The following is an 18,853-nucleotide window of genomic DNA, read 5'->3' as shown; positions in this document are numbered from 1 at the left end:
GTCGTAGGCTCGGGGCATGGCGGACGCAGAGCAGACCCTCCGGGGCAAGGTCGCCCTGGTGGCGGGCGGGACACGGGGCGCGGGCCGGGGCATCGCGGTGCAACTGGGCGCGCGGGGCGCGACCGTGTACGTGTCGGGGCGCAGCACGACCGGCAAGCGGTCGGAGTACGACCGGCCGGAGACGATCGAGGAGACGGCCGCGCTCGTGACGGCGGCCGGCGGTCACGGGATCGCGGTGGTGGCGGACCATCTGGTGTCCGAGGAGGTCGAGGCGCTGGTCCGGCGGATCGACTCCGAGCAGGGCCGGCTGGACGTCCTGGTCAACGACATCTGGGGTGGCGAGCTGCTCTTCGAGTGGGAGAGCACCGTCTGGGAGCACGACCTCGACAAGGGGCTGCGCCTGATGCGCCTCGCGGTGGAGACCCACGCGATCACCAGCCATCACGCGCTGCCGCTGCTGCTGCGCGGTCCGGGCGGGCTGGTGGTGGAGATGACGGACGGGACGGCCGAGTACAACGCGAGCCGCTACCGGGTGTCGTTCTTCTACGACATCGCGAAGTCGGCCGTGTTGCGGATGGCGTTCGCCCTCGGCCACGAGTTGGGGCCGCGCGGCGCGACGGCGGTGGCGCTGACCCCGGGTTGGCTGCGGTCGGAGATGATGCTGGAGCACTTCGGCGTGACCGAGGCGAACTGGCGGGACGCGCTGGAGAGGGTCCCGCACTTCGGGATCTCCGAGACCCCCGCCTACGTCGGTCGCGCGGTCGCCGCGCTCGCCGCCGACCCCGAGGTGTCGCGCTGGAACGGGCAGTCCCTCTCCAGCGGGCAGCTGGCCCGGGTCTACGGTTTCACGGACCTGGACGGCAGCCGGCCGGACGCCTGGCGGTACATGGTCGAGGTCCAGGACCCGGACCGCCCGGCGGACACCACCGGCTACCGCTGAGCGTCGGGCCCCCTCACTCCGGGTCCCGCCGCCCCTCCACCCGTCGGGCGAGCCCGTCGAGGACGCAGCGCAGCCCGAAGTCCCACACGACCTCGGGCCGGTAGCCGCCGACGGCGCTGCCGACGCGTCCGGCGAGCGGGTAGCGCTCGGCGTCCATGGCCCGCTCCAGCAGCGGGGCGCTGACGGCCCACCACTCGTCGTCGCTCTGCCGGTCGTTGTGGGCCGCGGCGTCGGCGGCGGCCAGGGCGTTGGCGTGCACGAAGCCCAGCAGGTGGGTGAGGGCGGCGTCCATCTCGACGTCGGTCAGGCCGATGCCGTCGAACGCCGCCAGTTCGTGTTCGTACTTGCCGATCACTCCGGGGCCCAGCGGGGGTCGGGTGACCGGGAGGTCGGCGATCCACGGGTGGCGCAGGAACAGGTCCCGGTTGTCGTCGGCGACCCGTGCGACCCGGGCCCGCCAGGGGTCGTCGGCGCGCGTGTCACGGCGCGCCATGCGCCGGTAAGCCTCGTCGAGCATCAGGTCGAGCAGCTCCGCCTTGCCCGGTACGTAGGTGTAGAGGGTCATCGGGGTCACTCCCAGCCGGCCGGCCAGGGCCCGCATGGTGAGGGCCGCCAGGCCCTCCTCGTCCGCGAGCGCGAGCGCGGACTCGACGACGGCGTCGACGGTGAGTCCCTGGCGGGGGCCGCGCCGCCCGCTCGGCGCCCCCTGCCCGGGCTCCCTCCACAGCAGTTCCAGGGTGCGGACGGGGTCGCCCGCACCGCTCCGGTCCTTCGCCATGCCCGGCTCCTTCCAGCCCGCGTCAGAATCTCTCTACGGCGTACAGACTACTATGTACAATATAAAGCCGAGCCATCGAGACGCGAGGAGTTCCGTGCAGATCGCCAGTTCCGCCATATCCCTCAACGTTGACGACGTTCCCGCCTCCGCGACCTTTCTGACCAGTCATTTCGGCTTCCGGGAGGCCATGTCCGCCGACGGATTCGTCTCGCTCGCCCACCCGGACGGCCCGCAGGTGATCTTCCTGCGCCGGGGACTCGAACTCCTCCCCGAGGGCTTCCGGGACGAGCGCGCGGCCGGCCTGATCCTGGTGTTCACCGTCACCGATCTGCCGCGCGAGCACGAACGACTGCGCGCGGCGGGCGTCCCCATCACCATGGCGCCGCGCGAAGAGCCCTGGGGCGAACGGCTGTTCCAGGTCACCGACCCGAACGGCGTGATCATCGAACTCGTCGACTGGATCACCACCCCCGGCGCCGACGAGCCGGCCGACACCCACCAGTAGGAGCCCCCGTGACCTCTCAGCCCATCGCGGCCGCCGACGCCCACCAGGTCATCCAGGTCCGGGGCGCCCGGGAGAACAACCTCGCGGACGTCTCCCTCGACATCCCCAAGCGCCGCCTCACCGTCTTCACCGGGGTCTCCGGCTCCGGCAAGTCCTCGCTGGTCTTCGGCACCATCGCCGCCGAGTCCCAACGCATGATCAACGAGACGTACACCGCGTTCATCCAGTCGTTCATGCCGAGCCTGGGCCGCCCCGACGTGGACGGACTGCACAACCTCAGCGCCGCGATCGTGGTCGACCAGGAGCGGATGGGAGCCAACTCCCGCTCCACCGTGGGCACCGCCACCGACGCCTACACGATGCTGCGGATCGTCTTCTCCCGGCTCGGTGTCCCGCACATCGGCACGTCCACCGCCTTCAGCTTCAACACCCCCGACGGCATGTGCGCCCGCTGCGAGGGCATCGGCCAGGTCTCCGACATCGCCGTCGACCAGCTCGTCGACCGCGAACTCTCCCTCAACGAGGGCGCGATCACCGTCCCCGGCTTCGCCGTGGACTCGTGGTACTGGCAGGTCATGGCGAACTCCGGCCTCTACTCCCCCGACACCAAGCTCAAGGACTTCACCGAGCGGGAGTGGGCCGACTTCCTGCACAAGCCCTCGGTGAAGGTGAAGGTGGGCTCCAACAACTTCACCTACGAGGGCCTGATCACCAAGATCCAGCGCACCTACCTCGCCAAGGACCGCGAGGCCATGCAGTCCCACATCCGGGCCTTCGTGGACCGGGCCGTGGTCTTCGCCGACTGCCCCGACTGCGGGGGCACCCGGCTCTCCGCCGCCGCGCTGTCCTCGCGGATCGACGGGGCGAACATCGCGGACTGCTCGGCCATGCAGATCAGCGATCTGGCCGCGTTCGTCCGGCGGATCGACGATCCGGCCGTCGCCCCCATGATCGCCAACCTGCGGGACCTGCTGGACTCCCTCGTCGAGATCGGCCTCGGCTATCTGAGCCTGGACCGCCCCTCCGGCACCCTGTCGGGCGGCGAGGCCCAGCGCGTCAAGATGGTCCGCCACCTCGGATCCTCGCTGACGGACATCACCTACGTCTTCGACGAGCCGACCACCGGCCTGCACCCGCACGACATCCGACGCATGAACGACCTGCTGCTGCGGCTGCGCGACAAGGGCAACACCGTCCTGGTCGTGGAGCACAAGCCGGAGGTCATCGCCATCGCCGACCACGTCGTGGACCTCGGCCCGGGGGCGGGCACCGCCGGCGGGCGGCTCTGCTACAGCGGGGACGTGGCCGGACTGCGCGCCTCCGACACGCTCACCGGCCGACACCTCGAACACCGGGCCGCCCTGCGCGAGCCAGTGCGCACCCCGCGCGGCCACCTGTCCGTCAAGGACGCCGACCTGCACAACCTCAAGGACGTCAGCGTGGACGTCCCCCTGGGCGTACTGACGGTGGTGACCGGCGTCGCGGGCTCCGGCAAGAGCTCCCTGATCCACGGCTACCTCTCCGGACGGGACGGGGTGGTGGTCGCCGACCAGTCGCCGATCCGGGGCTCGCGCCGCTCCAACCCGGCCACGTACACGGGCCTGCTCAACCCGATCCGCACCGCCTTCGCCAAGGCCAACGGGGTCAAGGCGGCGCTGTTCAGCGCCAACTCCGAGGGCGCCTGCCCGAAGTGCACCGGTCTCGGTCTCGTCTACACCGACCTGGCGATGATGGCCGGGGTGGCCTCGGTCTGCGAGCAGTGCGAGGGCAGGCGCTTCACGCCCGAGGTGCTCACGTACCGGCTGCGCGGCAAGAACATCAGCGAGGTGCTCGACATGCCGGTGACGGAGGCGCACGCGTTCTTCACCACCGGCCAGGCCAGGGCGATCCTGGGCCGGCTCGCGGACGTGGGGCTGGGCTACCTGCGGCTCGGGCAGCCGCTGAACACCCTGTCGGGAGGCGAGCGCCAGCGACTCAAGCTCGCCATCAACATGGCGGAGAAGGCCTCGACGTACATCCTGGACGAGCCGACGACCGGCCTGCACATGGCCGACGTCGACAAGCTCCTCGCCCTGCTGGACCGCCTCGTGGACGACGGCAACTCGGTCATCGTCATCGAGCACCACCAGGCGGTGATGGCCCACGCGGACTGGCTGATCGACATCGGTCCGGGCGGCGGCCACGCGGGCGGCAGCGTGGTCTTCGAGGGCACTCCGGCCCAACTGGTATCGGATGCCGACACATTGACGGCACGTCACCTGCGGGAGTACGTCGGCTCCTGACGGCAGGGTGGGATGTCGGGCCGCCGCCCACCGCCGTGCGCGGGAGGCGGCGGCCCGACTCGCTCAGCCGGTGACGCTCTCGTCCCGCGCCTCCGGGAAGATCAGTTCGTGATCCGCCCCGAGCGGGGCGAAGAAGCGGGCCACGTCGCTCTCGGTGACCGCTTCGAGGGTGGCGGGCGACCAACGGGGCCTGCGGTCCTTGTCGATCACCTGGGCTCGGACGCCCTCCACCAGGTCGGGCGATGCCAGGGCGTTGCAGGAGACCCGGTACTCCTGCTCCAGCACCCATTCGAGGGGCCCGAGTTCGCGCGCCCGGCGCACGGCGGCCAGGGTGACCTTGAGGGCGGTGGGCGACTTGGTCAGGATGGTCTCGGCGGCCGCCTTGGCCTCGGGTTCGTTCGCCGCGAGGAGCCTTTCGACGATCTCCTCCACGGTGTCGGCCGCGTAGCAGGGGTCGATCCACCGCCGGTGCTCGGCCAGTTCGGCGTGTCCGGGCGTGGCGACGTGGTGGGGAAGCACCTCGTGGACCGGGGCGAGGAGGAGTTCGGCGGTCAACTCCGGCAGCCGCCCGGCGGGGACGAAGTGCCCGGCGAGCCCGCACAACAGGGCGTCGGCCGCGCCGACGGCCGTTCCGGTCAGGGCCAGGTGGAGGCCCAACTCCCCGGGGGCGCGACCCAGGAGGTAGGTGCCGCCGACGTCCGGAACGAAGCCGATGCCGGTCTCGGGCATCGCCACGCGGGAGCGTTCGGTGACGATGCGGACGTTGCCGTGGGCCGAGATCCCGACTCCGCCACCCATCACGATGCCGTCCATCAACGCCACGTACGGCTTGGGATAGCGGGCGATGAGCGCGTTCAACCGGTACTCGTCCCGCCAGAAGTCCGCCGAGGCCGTACCGCCGGCCTTGGCATCGTCGTGGATGGCCCGGATGTCACCGCCCGCACACAGCCCACGCTCGCCGGCGCCACGCAGGAGGACCTGGGTCACACCGGGATCCCGCTCCCAGTCCGTCAGCGCCTCGGTGATCCGCAGCACCATGGGGTGGGTGAGCGCGTTGAGGGCCCTGGGCCGGTTGAGGGTGATCACCCCGGTATGGCCGTCGATCTCGATCAGGACCGTCTCGTCTGTGGCGTCTTCGCTCTTCATACCGGTCAGTATGGAGTGTGGTCCTCCTCGCGGAAGATCATCGCGATGGTGTCGGTCGACCCGGACACCCTCGCGATGGGGAGACCCCCATGTCCACGACACGGTCTTGCATACTTCCGTGATGAATGGTTCGAGCGCGTCATGGCGCAACACCACGCACGACTGGGCGAGTTCCGTGGATCCGGAGCACCTCGCCCTGATCCGCCGGGACCCGGCCGGCCTCGCTCCCGGCGGGGTACGGCAGCTGGTCCTGGAGGTCCTCGCCTATGCGGCGGACGAGGCGGAGTACAGGGGCGCGGGCCGCTGCACCGTGACGCTCCACCCCGACGGGTCGGTGTCCGTCGCGGACGACGGGCGGGGTACCGACACCCGCTTCGACGAGCACGGCCGTCCGGTGCGCAAGCCCGTCATGGCGACGAAGGACCTGCGGTTCTTCGACCACCCCGACGCCGAGTCGCTGCCCGACGGGCATCCCCGCCGGGGCATGTCCGTCGTCGCGGCGCTGAGCGAGTGGCTCGTCCACACCAACCGCCGTGCGGGCGGAGCCTGGAGCCAACGCTACGAGCACGGTGTGCCGGCGACCGGTCTGACGCCGATCGCGGACGACTGCACCACGGGCACGGTCGTCCACTTCCGCCCCGCCGGACCGGCGGCCACGACCGACACCGCGTGCGATCTGGTCGTCGAACAGCTCGCCGGCTTCGCCGCGGCCTGGCCCTGCCTGTCCGTCGACTTCGACGACCGCCGCGCCGACTGACCCCACGGGTGCGCCGAGACCCGCCGACCGGCGCCCGCGGCCGGACCGGCCCGCGGGCCGGTTACAGGTGCGTGCCCGGTGTGTGGCCGAAGGCGCGCCGGAACACGTCGATGAACGCGCTCGCGGACGACCAGCCGCAGCGGTGCGCGACCGCGGTCACCGGCGTTCCCACCGCGAGCAACCGCAGCGCCTGGTGCAGCCGCAGCTGCGTGCGCCACTGCGGGAACGTCATGCCCAGGTCGGCGCGGAACAGCCGGCTCAGCGTGCGCTCCCCCGCTCCCGCGCCGGCCGCCGCTCCCAGCGCCGCCAGTCCCCGCCCGTCCGCCGGATCGGCTTCCAGCACCGCGCACACCGCCGCCAGTCGGGGGTCGGTGGGCGCGGGCAGGTGCAGGGGCTGGAGCGGCGAGACCCGCAGTCGGTCGAGCAGCACCACCAGCAGGCGGCGGCGTGCCGGGCTCCCGTCGTCCGGTTCGCGGGTGTAGGCCAGGATCAGTTCCCGCAACAGCGGTCCCACCGCGATCACCGCCGGCCGGTCCGGGGGCAGCGGCGCGTGGCGGGTCGGCAGGCCCACGCAGTGCAGGTCGGTCCGCCCGTACGCGCGGTGCTCGTGGACCGTCCCGGCCGGGATCCACAGCGCGCGGGTGGTGGGCGCGACCCACGTGCCGGCGTCGGTGGTGACGGAGAGCATCCCGGAGCCCGCGTAGGCGATCTGGTGATCGTCGTGGTGGTGCGCGGGGATCCCGACGTGGGTGTCGAGCCGGTTGACGTTGGTCAGGGCCCGCGGCCGGTGCTCCGCGTCGGGTTGGCGGAATTTCTGCATCACCGGGCATTTTATCGGAAGCGGGATGCCCTGCCTCCGGGAGATTCTCGATCGGTGACATCGATCGCGACACCCTCCGTGCCCCACCGACCCCGACCTACGCCCGGCCGCCTGCGCGTGGCCGGCTTCTCCGCCGGTCACGCCTGCGTGGACGTCTATCAGGGCGCGGTCTCCGCTCTCGTGCCCCTTCTCGTCTCCGAGCGGGCCTACGGTTACGCCGCCGCTTCCGGCATCGTCCTCGCCGCGTCCCTCCTCTCCTCCGTGGCGCAGCCGCTGTTCGGGGCTCTCACCGACCGGCGGGCCGTGCCCTGGTTGATCCCGGTGGCCGCGGGGGCCGCCGGGGTCGGGATCGCGCTCGTCGGTCTGGACGCCGGGTACCGCGCCACCCTGGCGGCGGTCGCCGTGTCCGGGCTCGGGGTGGCCGCGTACCACCCGGCGGCGGCTCGTCTCGTGCGCACCTGGCCGGGCGACGGGCACGCCGCGATGAGCTGGTTCGCCCTCGGCGGGAACATCGGCTTCGCGTGCGCGCCGCTGCTGGTGTTCGCGGCGCTGTCGGTGTCCGGCCCGGCCGGATGGTGGCTGTTGGCGCTGCCGGCGGTCGTGGGCGTGTTCCTCAACCGGCCGCCGTCCGCCCGGAAGCGGGCCGGTACGAGCGACCCCGCCGTGCCGGGCGCCGCGCGGGCACGGGAGGACCGGCGGGCGTTCCTGCGCCTGTCGCTCGTCGTGGTCGTCCGCTCGGTCGTCTTCGTCGGGCTCAGCACCTTCATCGCGCTGTACGTGCGTGAGCGCGGCGGCGGTGCGAGCGTCGGGTCCGTGGCCCTGTTCGCCCTGTTCGCGGGCAGCGCGGGCGGCACCCTGCTCGGGGGCCGGCTCGCCGCTCGCTGGGGCCGGGTGCCCACCGTGCGCCGGGCCTACGCCGCCGCCGTCCCCGCCGTGGCGGGGATCCTGTTCCTGCCGCTGCCCCTCGTGTACGGGTGCGCCGCGCTGGCCGCCACCGCGTTGTACGTTCCGTTCTCGCTCCAGGTCACCCTGGGCCAGGACTACCTGCCGACCCGCGTGGGCACCGCGAGCGGAGTCACCCTGGGCCTGACGGTCAGCATCGGCGGGGTGGCGAGCCCGCTGATCGGCGCCCTCGCCGACGCCTCCTCACTGCGCACCGCGCTGCTGCCGCTGATCGCCCTGCCGCTCCTGGCGTGGGCCCTGGCCCGGCGCCTGCCCGAGCCCGCCGGGTCCGCGGGCCACGCGCCCGAAAAGCCATAAGGTCACCTTGCAAGTTTGACTGTATGTCCCTAACGTGGCGACATGTCCCCCGATCCGCCCGCCACCCCCCGAGCCCCTCGGCTCCGTGACACGGCCGAGGAACTGCAACTCGCGCTCGGCATGCTGGTGCGGCAGATGAGGGCCGCCGCCGGTGGCGGGATCAGCCTGTCGCAGATGTCCGTGCTCAAGCGGCTCGACCGGCTCGGGCCCTGCACGGCGTCGGAGCTGGCCCGGGCGGAGAAGATCCGCCCCCAGTCCGTCATCGCCACCGTGAACTCCCTGCAGGCCGAGGGCCTCGTCGTCCGCACCCCGCACCCCACCGACGGGCGCAGGCGGCCGATCTCGCTCACCCCCGAGGGCCGGGCCCTCGTGAGCGAGCGCCGCGAGGCGGGCCACGGCCGGCTCGCCGAGCTGATCGTCGAGCGGCTGAGTCCGGCGGAGCAGCGGATGGTGGCCGATGTCGTACCCCTGCTGCGGCGGTTGGCCGAGGACTGAACACCCCACGACCCGAGGAGAGCGACCCCATGACCGCGCCCACGTCCCCCGCACGCCCCGAGCCCGATCCGGCCCTTGATTCCGCCACGGCGCTGGTTCTCGTCGACCTCCAGAACGGAATCCTCGCCCTGCCCACGACCAGGCCGGCCCCCGAGGTCCTGAAGAACGGCATCGCCCTCGCCGAGGCCTTTCGCGCCCGGGGGCTGCCGGTGGTGCTGGTGCGGGTCGCCTGGTCCCCGGACGGCGGTGACCTGCCCGTTCGCCGGGTGGACCGGCCCGGCCCGGCCTCGGCCCCTCCCGCTTCGTTCTCGGAGCTCCCGGCCGAGCTGGCTGCACTCGGGACCGTGATCGTCACCAAGCGGCACTGGGGCGCGTTCACCGGCACCGAACTCGATCTGCAACTGCGCCGCCGGGGCGTGCGCCGCATCGTTCTCGCCGGCATCTCCACCAGCATCGGTGTGGAGTCGACGGCCCGCTCGGCCTGGGAGCACAGTTACGAACTGATCTTCGCCGAGGACGCCACGGCCGACACGGATCCCGACGCGCACGCCCACACCTTCGACAAGATCTTCCCGCGCATCGGCCGGGTGAGCGCGACCGCCGAGGTCATCGCGGCCCTGGACGACCACAAGTCGAGCGCGGCCCCGGACGCCGTCACCCCGCGGGACTGACCGGCCCGCCGCCGGGCCCGTCGGTTCCGTCGGGCCCGACCTCCAGCCAGACGCACTTCCCGTCCGGGCCCGGTCGGGAACCCCAGGACCGGGCGAGCCGTTCCACGATCAGCATCCCGTGCCCACCGGGCCGCCCGGGTGCCGCCGAGCCCGCCGGCACCGGGACCGGCGGGGCCGGATTGCCGTCGGTCACCTCTATCCGCAGCCGCTCCGGCGTGCGGTCGAGGACGAGCACGCCCGGCCCTCCACCGTGCAAACAGGCGTTCGAGACGACCTCGGACACCAGGAGCAGTACGTCATCGGTCGCCTCCTGCGGCCACCGCCAGGTGTCGAGCGCCATGCGGGTGAAGTCCCGGCTGCGCGTGACCGGGTTCCGGGCGCCCGCCAGCTCCAGGAGCCAGGTCCGGTCGGACGACCCACGCTGCTCCATGGCGCTCAGACTCCTCGTGTCCGTGTCTCTGTTCCTGTGCGAACCGTCGGGCGTCCGGCCCCTCGGGTGTCGACGGCCTAGCCGGGCTGTCGACCGCTGAGCGCCTGTTCCACGTCGGCGTGTACGGGGAAGACCCCGTCCGCGCCGGTGATGCGGAACATCCGTGCGACGGGTCCGGTCAGGCCCGCCAGCTCCAGGGTGCCCTCGGCCTCCTGGGCCGTGATCCTGCTGTGCAGCAGGACGTTCAGACCGGTGGAATCGCAGAACTCCAGCTTCGAGAGATCCACCAGCAGGCGGACGCCCGGGGTGATCGCCGCGTCGAGGGCATCCCGCAGGGGCTGGGCCGTGTCGTGGTCCAGCTCCCCGGTGAGAGCCAGGATCACAGCGCCGTCCGTGGCCCGCTCCGCCACGGTGAACCGCTCTTTCTCCACTCCCGGCACCATCCGCCATCATCCTTCCGTCCCGCTGCCGATGCGCCTGCCCCGATACCGCCGGGATACGCGCCAAGGCATGAAGTCTGTCGGACCGGGCGGGCACATCCCCGCAACCGGTCGGGAACCACACCGTACGCGGAGGAGGACACCGCCCCGTCGGCGCCCGTGCCGCCCGACCGGCACGCCCCCGTCCCACCCGAACGGCCGCCCGGGTCAAGGCACTTGACCGGGCGCGGAGCGAGAGGCGCAAGGAGTGCGGCGGACCGGGGACGGCCGGCGGAGAACGAAAGAGAGGCCGTATCGGATGAATCCGATACGGCCTCTGCTTCACGACTCTGTCGAGTCGGGACGACAGGATTTGAACCTGCGACCCCTTGACCCCCAGTCAAGTGCGCTACCAAGCTGCGCCACGTCCCGTTCTGCTTTGCGCCTTCCACCTGGGGTTTCCCCCTCGTGGCCGGGCACATGCAGAACATTACCCCACGCCGAGGGGTACGCGTGCACCGGTGATCGGCGGGAGAGAGGATGTCCGGGTGAACGCACGGGATCGGGATGGCGAGGGGCGGGCGCGGAGCGCGCGGCCGCGGGACGGACTCGGACGGCCGTTGCCGTACGGGACGCCGGGTGTCGGGCGGCAGCCCGAGGGGGTGGTGCGGACGCCCGCCGCGACGGTCGCGGAGGCGCAGCGGCTGCTGGACGCGGGGATGCCCTTCCACGCGCACGAGGTGTTCGAGGACGCCTGGAAGTCGGGTCCGCCGGCGGAGGCGGCGTTGTGGCGGGGCCTCGCCCAGTTGGCGGTGGGGCTCACGCACGCGGCGCGGGGGAACGCCACCGGCGGGGCCCGGTTGTTGCGGCGCGGCGCGGACGTCCTGGCCGGGCTGGACGCGCCGTACGGGATCGACCTGCCGGGGCTGGTGGGGTGGGCGCGGGCGCTGGCCGGCCGGGTCGAGGGCGGCGCGGTGGTGGACGCGGCGGCCGAGGCACCCCGGCTCGCCGCGACCCCGGACGGACCGGCGGCCTGACCGTCCCGTGCCCGACCGCTACGCCGGCTGGAGCAGGTCCCAGCGGTTGCCGTACAGGTCCTCGAAGACCGCGACGGAGCCGTACGTCTCGTGGCGCGGTTCCTCCAGGAAGCGGACCCCCTCGGCGGTCATCCGGGCGTGGTCGCCCGCGAAGTCGTCGGTGTGGAGGAAGAACCCGACGCGTCCGCCGGTCTGGTCGCCGACCCGGGAACGCTGGGCCTCGTCCTTGGCGCGGGCGAGCAGCAGGGCCGCTTCGGTGGCGCCGCGCGGGCGGACCACGACCCAGCGGGAGCCGTCCGGTCGGGCGGCGTCCTCGACGAGGATGAAGCCGAGGGCGCGGGTGTAGAAGTCGATGGCCTCGTCGTAGTCGTGGACGACGAGGGCGGTGAGGGCGATGTGTGCGGACATGGGTCCTATTGTGCGGAGCCGCCGAGCAGGACGACCTCCAGGGTCCGGGGGCCGTGTACGCCCTCCACCCGGTCCAGCTCGATGTCGCTGGTCGCCGAGGGCCCGGAGATCCAGGTCAGCGGGCGGGTGGGGTCCAGCCGGTCCAGGGCCTGCGGGATCGAGTCCACCAGTCGGTCGGGGATCCGCACGACGCAGACGTGGTGGTCGGGGATCAGGGTGATCCGGCGCCGGCCCTGCTCGGGGCCTGCGTCGAGGACGAGGGTGCCGGTCTCCGCGACGGCCAGGGCGCAGCCGGTCACGACGCTGTCCACGCCGTCGAGTTCGAGGGGGGTGGACGCGGCCAGGTCGTGGACGACGGTCACGTCGGCGTCGGCGAGCCAGTGCGGGGGCAGGTCGGGCGGCACGAGCACGGTGGCGGAGCCCCGTCGGGCGAGGAGTCGCGCCAGGAGCGGCGGCAGGTCGTCCTCGTCGGCGCGGTGGACCGTCGCCCGGTACTCGGTGAGGTGGGCGGCGAGCAGGTCGGCGCTCTGCTCGGGGGTGCGGGCGCCGTGTTCGCGGAGGTAGTCCCGGGGCACTTCCGTGTCGGGGCCGTCGACGGCTCGTCGGATGCGGCCCAGGATGAGGTCCCTGGTGCTCATCGGTGTTCCTCTCCCCGGTCGCCGCGTTCCCGGGTCCACCAGTCGCGGAAGGATTCGGCGGGCGGGCGTGGCAGCTCGCGGCTGTCGGTCCAGGCCCGGCCGGGCCCGGGCAGTCGGCGCGGTCGCAGGCGGTGGGCGCGGGACAGCAGCCGCTCCCCCGCGCGGAGGGCGCCCGGGCGGTCGAGGAGGAGGCGGGCGGCCCGCATGGCGGCGCGTTCGGCGGTGTGGCCGCGGGCGGGACGGATGCGTACGCGGATGCCCTCGCGGGTGACGGGGCCGCCTTGGGCGACGCGTTCGCGGAGGTGGACGAGGACCTCGGGGATGTCGATGGCGACGGGGCAGACCTCGTAGCAGGCGCCGCACAGGGTGGAGGCGTAGGGCAGCGAGGCGTCGATCTCGCTGGCGGTGCCGCGCAGTTGGGGGCTGAGGATGGCGCCGATCGGGCCGGGGTAGACGGAGCCGTAGGCGTGGCCGCCGGCGCGTTCGTAGACGGGGCAGACGTTCAGGCAGGCGGAGCAGCGGATGCAGCGCAGGGCCTGGCGGCCGACGGCGTCGGCGAGGGTGTCGGTGCGGCCGTTGTCGAGGAGGACGAGGTGGAAGGCGGTGGGGCCGTCGCCGTCGGTGGTGCCGGTCCACATGGTGGTGTAGGGGTTCATCCGCTCGGCCGTGGAGGAGCGCGGCAGCGTCTGGAGGAAGATCTCCAGGTCCCGGAAGGTCGGCACCACCTTCTCGATGCCCACGACCGAGATGAGGGTGTCGGGAAGGGTCAGGCACATCCGGCCGTTGCCCTCGGACTCGAGGACGACCATGGTGCCGGTCTCGGCGACCATGAAGTTGGCCCCGGACACGGCGACTTTGGCGCGCAGGAACTTCTCCCGCAGGTGCAGGCGGGCCGCTTCGGCGAGTTCGCGCGGGTCGTCGCCGAGACCGTCCGGTGCGGGTCTGCCCCAACTCGCCATCTCCGTGCGGAAGATGTCCCGGATCTCGGCCCGGTTGCGGTGGATGGCGGGGACCAGGATGTGCGAGGGCCGGTCGTGGCCGAGTTGCACGATGAGTTCGGCCAGGTCGGTTTCGTACGCGGCGATCCCGGCCGCCTCCAGGGCCTCGTTGAGGCCGATCTCCTGGGTGGCCATCGACTTGACCTTGACCACCTCGCGCTCGCCGGTGGCCAGGACCAGTGCCGTGACGATCCGGTTGGCCTCGTCCGCGTCGGCGGCCCAGTGGACGGTGCCGCCGGCCGCCGTGACGGACTCCTCCAACTCCAGCAGGTAGCGGTCGAGGTGGCGGAGCGTGTGGTCCTTGACCGCCTTGCCGGCCTCGCGGAGCCGATCCCAGTCCGCCAACTCCGCGACGGCGCGGGCCCGTTTGTCGCGGATGGTGTGCGTGGCGTGCCGGAGGTTGGCGCGCAGGACCTCGTCGTGCACGCCGTCGCGCGCCGCGGTGGGGAAGGCGGGCATGCCGAGCGGGATGGCGGTCATCGCAGGGGGTCCTCCTCGGTCGCGGCGAGGATCTCCGCGAGGTGCAGGGCGCGCGGCGGGACGTCACGGCGGCGGAGCATCCCGTCGAGGTGGGCGAGGCAGGAGTTGTCGGCGCCGCACAGCACCTCGGCGCCGGTGGAGGCGGCGCTGCGGATCTTGTCGGTGCCCATCGCGGCGGACACGTCCGGGTTCTTGACGGCGAAGGTGCCGCCGAAGCCGCAGCATTCCTCGGCCCCGGGGAGTTCGACCAGGTCCAGGCCCTTGACGGCGGCCAGCAGCCGCCGGGGGCGGTCCCCGAGGCCGAGGATCCGCAGGCCGTGGCAGGAGGGGTGGTAGGTGACGGTGTGCGGGAAGTACGCGCCGACGTCCACCACGCCGAGGACGTCGATCAGGAACTCGGTCAGCTCGTACACGCGGGGTGCGAGGTCGTCGGCGAGCCGGGCCAGTTCCGGGCCGCGTCCCTCGTCCCGTGCCCTGCGGCCGATCCGGGGGTAGTGCTCGCGGATCATGGCGGCGCAGGAAGCGGAGGGGGTGACCACGTGGGTGTGGCCCGCGAAGGCTTCGGCGGTGCGCCGCATCAGCGGTTCGCTCTCGTGGCGGTAGCCGGTGTTGTACTGCGGTTGTCCGCAGCAGCTCTGGGCGGCGGGGAAGTCCACGTGGACGCCGAGCCGCTCCAGGAGGCGGACCACGGCGATGCCGGTTCGGGGGTACAGCGCGTCGTTGACGCAGGTGACGAACAGGGCGGCGCGCATGACGGGCAGAATAGCCGGGTGAAGAAGTTCTACGTGATCGGCATCGGCGCGGGCGACCCGGACCACCTGACCCTCCAGGCGGTCAAGGCGATCGGCGCTTCGGACGCATTCCTCATCCTGGAGAAGGGCGAGGAGAAGTCGGACCTGACCGGGCTCCGGCGGGCGATGTTGGACGAGTACGCCCGGCCCGGCCACCGGCTGGTGGAGGGGCGTGACCCGGACCGGGACCGCACGCCGGCGCAGTACGCCCCGACCGTGGACGGCTGGCGCAGCGCCCGGGCGGAGATCTTCGAGCGGTTCATCGCCGAGGACCTGGCGGACGGCGAGACCGGGGCGTTCCTGGTGTGGGGCGACCCCTCGTTGTACGACTCGACGCTCGCGATCCTCGATGAGGTGCTGGAGAAGGGTCGGGTCGCCTTCGACCACGAGGTGGTCCCCGGCATCAGCAGCATCTCCTCCCTGCTCGCCCGGCACCGGACCACCTTGAACCGGGTGGGGCGCCCGGTGCAGATCACCACCGGGCGGCGGCTCGCGGAGGGCTGGCCGCAGGACGTGGACGACGTGGTGGTGATGTTGGACGCGCGGCACGCCTTCACGGCCCACCTCGACCAGGACCTCTACATCCATTGGGGCGCCTACGTCGGCACGCCCGACGAGATCCTGGTCTCGGGGAAGCTGGCGGAGGTGGCCGGGCGGATCGAGGAGCTGCGGACCGAGGCCCGCGCCCGCAAGGGTTGGATCATGGACACGTACCTGCTCAGGCGCCCTTGAGGTAGTCGGGCAGGGCGGCGGCCAGGCGTTCGTACTCCTCGGGCCGGTTGTAGATCTGGCCGCAGACCCTGATGCCGCCGCCGCCCGGCCAGGGCCAGATCAGTACGCGTACGCGCAGCTCGGCGGCGATCCGTTCGCGCAGGGCGCGGGCGCTCTCCTGGGTTTCGGCGATGCCCGGCGGCAGGCGCAGGGCGCGCATGGCGAGCCCCTCGGTGTGCGGGAGCGGGGTGAGCCCGGGGAGCTCGGCGAGCAGGGCGGCGCCGTGGGCGGCGAGCGCGGCGTTGTGGGCCCGCACCGCGGCCGCGTCGAGGCGTTCGAGGAGGTCCAGGCCCTCGGGTGCGGCCAGCCAGCCGGTGTAGTCGGCGGTGGCCCGGTTCTCGACGGAGCGGGGGAAGCCGTGCCGGTCCTCCCACGAGGGGACCAGGGCCCGGATCCGGGACCGGTGGCGCGGGGCGACGGCGAGGACGGCGCTGCCGGAGGGTGCGTACCCCCACTTGTGCAGGTTCCCGAACCAGAAGTCGGCGCCGCCGGCCAGCGGGTCGGCGAGCATGCCGGGGGCGTGGGCGCCGTCGACGATGGTGGTGACGCCGCGGGCGGCGAGGTCGGCGAGGAGCGCGGGGCCGGCGATGAGCCGGGCGGTCGGCGAGCTGACGTGGTCGAGGACCGCCACCTTGGTGCGGGGGGTGAGTGCGGCGAGCACGGTCTCCCGTACGGCGTCCTCGTCGGGGAGGTACGGGTCGAGGGTGACCGTGGTGAGGGGTGCGCGGCGGGCCGCCGCCTCGACGACCGTGCCGTAGCCGTGGTCGGTGACCAGGATCTCGTCGCCGTCGGCGAGGGTGACGGCGTCGAGGGCAAGGTTCGCGCCCTCGGTGGCGTTGGCGATGAAGCCGATGCCGTCCGCTTCGGTGCCGAGGTGGGTGGCGACCCGGGCGCGGGCGTCGGCGATGCGTTCCGGCACGCCGATGAAGAACACGTCGGGGTCGTGGTGGACCTCTGCCTGGAGTGCGGCGTGCGCCTGCTGCACGGGGACCGGCACGGCTCCGAACGATCCGTGGTTGAGGTGCGCCACGTCGGGGTCGAGCCGGAACAGGGCGCGCCCGCCGGGGAACTCCGCCGGGCGTTTCGGCTCGGTCACTGGGCCTCCGTGAGTGGGGTCGGCTGGTGTGCCGATCCTCTCCCGGGGCGGGTCCGGACCGGAAGACCGCCCCGCGGTCGGAAGGCGCCCCCTGGCCGAAGACCGCCCCGCCGCCGGCGGATCGCGGCTCCGGCCCGCGCGCGTGGCGCAGGCTCCGGGCCGGGCTACTCCCGGCCGCTCGTCGCCGCGTAGTACTGGAGGTCCTGGACTTCCACCTTGTGGTCGGCCGGGTAGGGGAGTTCGACCTCCGTCACGGTCCGGTCGGCCCGCACCACCTCCGCCGAGCTGACGCCCGTCTTCAGCGGCAGCAGTTCGGTGTGGAGTCCGGCCGGGGCCTCGTGGGAGTCCTTGGCGGCGCCGACGGTCGTACGGATCTTCGCCGACCCCGTCAGGAAGCTCAGCACCTCCACGGTGTCCCGGGGGGCCGCGCTGCCCCTGCGCAGCGACATCACCAGCGACTGGTCGCCGGTCGGGTCGGTGGCGGCGAACTGGGTGCGGGCCGTGAGGTACAGGGTGTCGCGGACGATCCGCGGCCAACTGCCCGTCTTGAACCGGGTCAGGTAGTACGAGGTGAGGTCGAGGTAGGCGTACCCGTTGTGCAGGGACGGTGCGAACTGGCTGCCCTCGGAGTAGTCGTTCCAGGTGGTCAGCTGCACCCAGTCGGCGCCGTCGTCGATGGCGTGCGTCCATGTGGACCGGAGCGTGGCGGTGTTGCCGGCCTCGTCGTAGATGCCCTGGTTGGGGCGGGCGTCCTGGACGGAGACGGGCTGCATCCAGATCTTGCCCATCTCGTGGGCCCGGCGCGCGTCGCGCGTCGAGCTCTCCTGGCCGACGTAACTGCGGCTGCCCCATTCGGAGAAGCCGTGGCTGATCGGTGCGAAGGCCGCGCCGTTGGCGCCGAAGTCGAGGAAGAGGGGGACGAAGGCGGTACGGATGCCGTGCTTCGACTTCAGGTTGTCGATCACCCGGGTCCACCAGGCGACGTTCTTGGCCTCGGCCTTGAAGGGCGACACGACCAGGCGCCCGTCGCCGAGCCGGTGGGCGGCCGGGCTCTTGCCGAGGGCGGCGAGGGCGTCGGCGAGTACGCCCGGGTCGTCGGTCTTCAGCGAGGTCATGTCCGGCATCAGCATGATCTTGAAGTCGGGGTCGACCGAACGGGCGGCCTCCATCAGGAGGTTGGAGCGCTCCCAGTTCTTGCCGGAGAGGGAGAGCATGTCGAGGGTGAATCCGTCGATGCCGGCGGCGCGGGCGGTGCGCACCTCCTGCTGGAGGTTGGCGTACTCCCAGTTGCCGCCCTTGGGCGGGACGGGCAGCGGGCGGTCGCGCAGCAGGCCGCCGTAGCGCTCGTGCTTGCCGCTCTCCCCTTCGGGTTCGAGGTAGTTGCGGGTGTAGTAGTCGACGTCCGCGCTCGCGTTGTCGAGGGACAGCGGGTACGGGGTGAAGTAGTGGGCGAACACCAGCCTCTTGCCGGCGGAGCCCGAGCGCAGCGAGGCCGGTCGGGGCATGTCGAAGGGCAGGGCTCCCGCGGAGCGGGTGCCTCCGGTGTCCACCTGCCCCCGGGGGGTCGGCCGTTCGGACTCCGCGGGGGATCCGCTCGGGCTCGGTGTGGCCCCGGGCGTGCGGGACGCCTCGGGCGAGGGATCGCCGCCGGGGGCGATGGTCCGGGGCGCGTCGATCTCGGGCGTCGCACGGTACTGGTGGGCGTCGGCGGTGAAGGGGTCCCAGGCGATGCCCGTCGCGGCGCAGACGCCGACGAGCAGGAAGGCCGACATCAGGAACGTCAGCAGCGGTCTGCGCCCCCGGAAGCGGGGACGGCGTCGGTGCGACGCGGGTCGTGGATCCCGCTCTGCCCGCCGGTCCGCTCTCATGTGTGCCCCTCCCCGGAATATGCCCCGGCTGCGGGGCTGCACAGCAGTAGAGCCGATTCCCGGCTGTCAAACAACCGTTCCAGAGGGGCGGGGGTCCGGCACGTACGTCACGGGGACCACGGGAACTACGCCGACCGCTTTGCCTTGGCCAACACGGCCTCCGCTTCAGGGGCCTTGGTGCGCCCCGGCCGCAGGCGGGTTCCGCGTCCCCGCGAACACGTCCGCAACGCACCGCGCCCGTCCGCCGGCCGGCGGGCGCGCCC

General features: G+C 72.7%; 20 protein-coding genes and 1 tRNA gene. 9 read left to right on the top strand and 12 right to left on the bottom strand.

What is annotated here, in order from left to right; genetic code table 11:
• Positions 1 to 16: 16 nt before the first annotated feature.
• Positions 17 to 940, top strand: coding sequence for an SDR family oxidoreductase (locus tag OHA84_RS29365; RefSeq protein WP_053677150.1), 924 nt, complete (start codon positions 17 to 19; stop codon positions 938 to 940).
• 13 nt (positions 941 to 953) lie between these two features.
• Here the strand turns inward: OHA84_RS29365 and OHA84_RS29360 are convergent, their stop codons facing one another.
• Positions 954 to 1,718, bottom strand: a complete 765-nt coding sequence (locus OHA84_RS29360; protein ID WP_053677152.1) for a TetR/AcrR family transcriptional regulator — start codon at positions 1,716 to 1,718, stop codon at positions 954 to 956.
• Positions 1,719 to 1,812: 94 nt separating this feature from the next.
• Here OHA84_RS29360 and OHA84_RS29355 point away from each other — a divergent pair, with 94 nt between their 5' ends.
• Both OHA84_RS29355 and OHA84_RS29350 read left to right on the top strand, forming a co-directional pair.
• Positions 1,813 to 2,223 carry a VOC family protein gene (locus OHA84_RS29355; RefSeq protein ID WP_053677154.1) on the top strand — a complete coding sequence of 137 codons (411 nt, stop codon included), beginning with the start codon at positions 1,813 to 1,815 and terminating at the stop codon, positions 2,221 to 2,223.
• A gap of 8 nt (positions 2,224 to 2,231) precedes the next feature.
• Positions 2,232 to 4,505, top strand: a complete 2,274-nt coding sequence (locus OHA84_RS29350; protein ID WP_053677155.1) for an excinuclease ABC subunit UvrA — start codon at positions 2,232 to 2,234, stop codon at positions 4,503 to 4,505.
• Between the two features lie 63 nt (positions 4,506 to 4,568).
• Here OHA84_RS29350 and OHA84_RS29345 read toward each other — a convergent pair whose 3' ends face one another.
• A complete protein-coding gene (locus OHA84_RS29345) occupies positions 4,569 to 5,651 on the bottom strand; it encodes an enoyl-CoA hydratase/isomerase family protein (RefSeq protein ID WP_266952067.1) in 1,083 nt (360 codons plus the stop codon).
• A 121-nt stretch (positions 5,652 to 5,772) separates the two neighbouring features.
• On the opposite strand from OHA84_RS29345, the gene OHA84_RS29340 reads away from it, so the two are divergent.
• Entirely contained in the window at positions 5,773 to 6,408 is a 636-nt protein-coding gene (locus tag OHA84_RS29340) for an ATP-binding protein (protein ID WP_266968993.1), read from the top strand.
• A 61-nt stretch (positions 6,409 to 6,469) separates the two neighbouring features.
• Here the strand turns inward: OHA84_RS29340 and OHA84_RS29335 are convergent, their stop codons facing one another.
• The gene (locus OHA84_RS29335; protein ID WP_266952063.1) at positions 6,470 to 7,228 is read right to left on the bottom strand and encodes a helix-turn-helix transcriptional regulator; all 759 of its coding nucleotides are present in this window, start codon (positions 7,226 to 7,228) and stop codon (positions 6,470 to 6,472) included.
• Positions 7,229 to 7,345: 117 nt separating this feature from the next.
• On the opposite strand from OHA84_RS29335, the gene OHA84_RS29330 reads away from it, so the two are divergent.
• Genes OHA84_RS29330 through OHA84_RS29320 form a run of 3 tightly spaced genes read left to right on the top strand, consistent with a single transcriptional unit; the run spans position 7,346 to position 9,654 of the window.
• Positions 7,346 to 8,488, top strand: coding sequence for an MFS transporter (locus tag OHA84_RS29330; protein ID WP_266973903.1), 1,143 nt, complete (start codon positions 7,346 to 7,348; stop codon positions 8,486 to 8,488).
• 42 nt (positions 8,489 to 8,530) lie between these two features.
• Entirely contained in the window at positions 8,531 to 8,983 is a 453-nt protein-coding gene (locus OHA84_RS29325) for a MarR family winged helix-turn-helix transcriptional regulator (RefSeq protein ID WP_266968994.1), read from the top strand.
• Positions 8,984 to 9,012: 29 nt separating this feature from the next.
• Positions 9,013 to 9,654, top strand: coding sequence for a hydrolase (locus OHA84_RS29320; RefSeq protein WP_266968995.1), 642 nt, complete (start codon positions 9,013 to 9,015; stop codon positions 9,652 to 9,654).
• On the opposite strand, the gene OHA84_RS29315 is transcribed toward OHA84_RS29320, so the two are convergent.
• The 3 genes from OHA84_RS29315 to OHA84_RS29305 form a co-directional block, all read right to left on the bottom strand.
• The gene (locus tag OHA84_RS29315; protein ID WP_053677165.1) at positions 9,638 to 10,084 is read right to left on the bottom strand and encodes an ATP-binding protein; all 447 of its coding nucleotides are present in this window, start codon (positions 10,082 to 10,084) and stop codon (positions 9,638 to 9,640) included. The genes OHA84_RS29320 and OHA84_RS29315 overlap by 17 nt on opposite strands.
• 77 nt (positions 10,085 to 10,161) lie before the next feature.
• Positions 10,162 to 10,527, bottom strand: a complete 366-nt coding sequence (locus OHA84_RS29310; protein ID WP_053677167.1) for an STAS domain-containing protein — start codon at positions 10,525 to 10,527, stop codon at positions 10,162 to 10,164.
• Between the two features lie 334 nt (positions 10,528 to 10,861).
• Positions 10,862 to 10,935 (bottom strand) — tRNA-Pro (locus OHA84_RS29305).
• Positions 10,936 to 11,051: 116 nt separating this feature from the next.
• Here OHA84_RS29305 and OHA84_RS29300 point away from each other — a divergent pair.
• Entirely contained in the window at positions 11,052 to 11,540 is a 489-nt protein-coding gene (locus OHA84_RS29300) for a DUF309 domain-containing protein (protein WP_266968998.1), read from the top strand.
• 18 nt (positions 11,541 to 11,558) lie between these two features.
• On the opposite strand, the gene OHA84_RS29295 is transcribed toward OHA84_RS29300, so the two are convergent.
• Genes OHA84_RS29295 through OHA84_RS29280 form a run of 4 tightly spaced genes read right to left on the bottom strand, consistent with a single transcriptional unit; the run spans position 11,559 to position 14,816 of the window.
• Positions 11,559 to 11,948, bottom strand: coding sequence for a VOC family protein (locus OHA84_RS29295; RefSeq protein ID WP_266968999.1), 390 nt, complete (start codon positions 11,946 to 11,948; stop codon positions 11,559 to 11,561).
• A 5-nt stretch (positions 11,949 to 11,953) separates the two neighbouring features.
• Positions 11,954 to 12,586, bottom strand: a complete 633-nt coding sequence (locus OHA84_RS29290) for an LUD domain-containing protein (RefSeq protein ID WP_266969001.1) — start codon at positions 12,584 to 12,586, stop codon at positions 11,954 to 11,956.
• A complete protein-coding gene (locus OHA84_RS29285) occupies positions 12,583 to 14,064 on the bottom strand; it encodes a lactate utilization protein B (protein ID WP_266969003.1) in 1,482 nt (493 codons plus the stop codon). Before OHA84_RS29285 ends, OHA84_RS29290 begins: the two co-directional genes overlap by 4 nt.
• A complete protein-coding gene (locus OHA84_RS29280; protein ID WP_266969005.1) occupies positions 14,061 to 14,816 on the bottom strand; it encodes a (Fe-S)-binding protein in 756 nt (251 codons plus the stop codon). The genes OHA84_RS29285 and OHA84_RS29280 overlap by 4 nt, the downstream gene beginning before the upstream one ends.
• 18 nt (positions 14,817 to 14,834) lie before the next feature.
• On the opposite strand from OHA84_RS29280, the gene cobF reads away from it, so the two are divergent.
• Positions 14,835 to 15,587: a precorrin-6A synthase (deacetylating) gene (gene cobF / locus OHA84_RS29275; RefSeq protein ID WP_053677179.1), complete on the top strand. Its 753-nt coding sequence runs from the start codon at positions 14,835 to 14,837 to the stop codon at positions 15,585 to 15,587.
• Here cobF and OHA84_RS29270 read toward each other — a convergent pair.
• On the bottom strand, positions 15,574 to 16,722 hold the full coding sequence (locus OHA84_RS29270; RefSeq protein WP_266952049.1) for an aminotransferase class V-fold PLP-dependent enzyme: 1,149 nt from the start codon (positions 16,720 to 16,722) through the stop codon (positions 15,574 to 15,576). The two genes, cobF and OHA84_RS29270, sit on opposite strands and share 14 nt — an antisense overlap.
• Before the next feature lie 164 nt (positions 16,723 to 16,886).
• Complete coding sequence (locus OHA84_RS29265) at positions 16,887 to 18,590, bottom strand: glycoside hydrolase family 71 protein (protein ID WP_266969007.1); 1,704 nt, start codon at positions 18,588 to 18,590, stop codon at positions 16,887 to 16,889.
• Positions 18,591 to 18,853: the final 263 nt, after the last annotated feature.

This window comes from Streptomyces sp. NBC_00513 (assembly GCF_041431415.1).
In the GTDB taxonomy this organism is placed as follows: Bacteria; Actinomycetota; Actinomycetes; order Streptomycetales; family Streptomycetaceae; genus Streptomyces.
The sequence above is the reverse complement of the archived record's forward strand: the minus strand, read 5'-3'. Positions and strand labels throughout refer to the sequence as shown.

Bases quoted from the DNA above. Each gene is read 5' to 3' on its own strand.
- OHA84_RS29365 (WP_053677150.1), top strand. From the start codon at position 17: ATGGCGGACGCAGAGCAGACCCTCCGGGGCAAGGTCGCCCTGGTGGCG.
- OHA84_RS29360 (WP_053677152.1), bottom strand. From the start codon at position 1,718: ATGGCGAAGGACCGGAGCGGTGCGGGCGACCCCGTCCGCACCCTGGAA.
- OHA84_RS29345 (WP_266952067.1), bottom strand. From the start codon at position 5,651: ATGAAGAGCGAAGACGCCACAGACGAGACGGTCCTGATCGAGATCGAC.
- OHA84_RS29340 (WP_266968993.1), top strand. From the start codon at position 5,773: ATGAATGGTTCGAGCGCGTCATGGCGCAACACCACGCACGACTGGGCG.
- OHA84_RS29335 (WP_266952063.1), bottom strand. From the start codon at position 7,228: ATGCAGAAATTCCGCCAACCCGACGCGGAGCACCGGCCGCGGGCCCTG.
- OHA84_RS29325 (WP_266968994.1), top strand. From the start codon at position 8,531: ATGTCCCCCGATCCGCCCGCCACCCCCCGAGCCCCTCGGCTCCGTGAC.
- OHA84_RS29320 (WP_266968995.1), top strand. From the start codon at position 9,013: ATGACCGCGCCCACGTCCCCCGCACGCCCCGAGCCCGATCCGGCCCTT.
- OHA84_RS29315 (WP_053677165.1), bottom strand. From the start codon at position 10,084: ATGGAGCAGCGTGGGTCGTCCGACCGGACCTGGCTCCTGGAGCTGGCG.
- OHA84_RS29310 (WP_053677167.1), bottom strand. From the start codon at position 10,527: ATGGTGCCGGGAGTGGAGAAAGAGCGGTTCACCGTGGCGGAGCGGGCC.
- OHA84_RS29295 (WP_266968999.1), bottom strand. From the start codon at position 11,948: ATGTCCGCACACATCGCCCTCACCGCCCTCGTCGTCCACGACTACGAC.
- OHA84_RS29290 (WP_266969001.1), bottom strand. From the start codon at position 12,586: ATGAGCACCAGGGACCTCATCCTGGGCCGCATCCGACGAGCCGTCGAC.
- OHA84_RS29285 (WP_266969003.1), bottom strand. From the start codon at position 14,064: ATGACCGCCATCCCGCTCGGCATGCCCGCCTTCCCCACCGCGGCGCGC.
- OHA84_RS29280 (WP_266969005.1), bottom strand. From the start codon at position 14,816: ATGCGCGCCGCCCTGTTCGTCACCTGCGTCAACGACGCGCTGTACCCC.
- OHA84_RS29265 (WP_266969007.1), bottom strand. From the start codon at position 18,590: ATGAGAGCGGACCGGCGGGCAGAGCGGGATCCACGACCCGCGTCGCAC.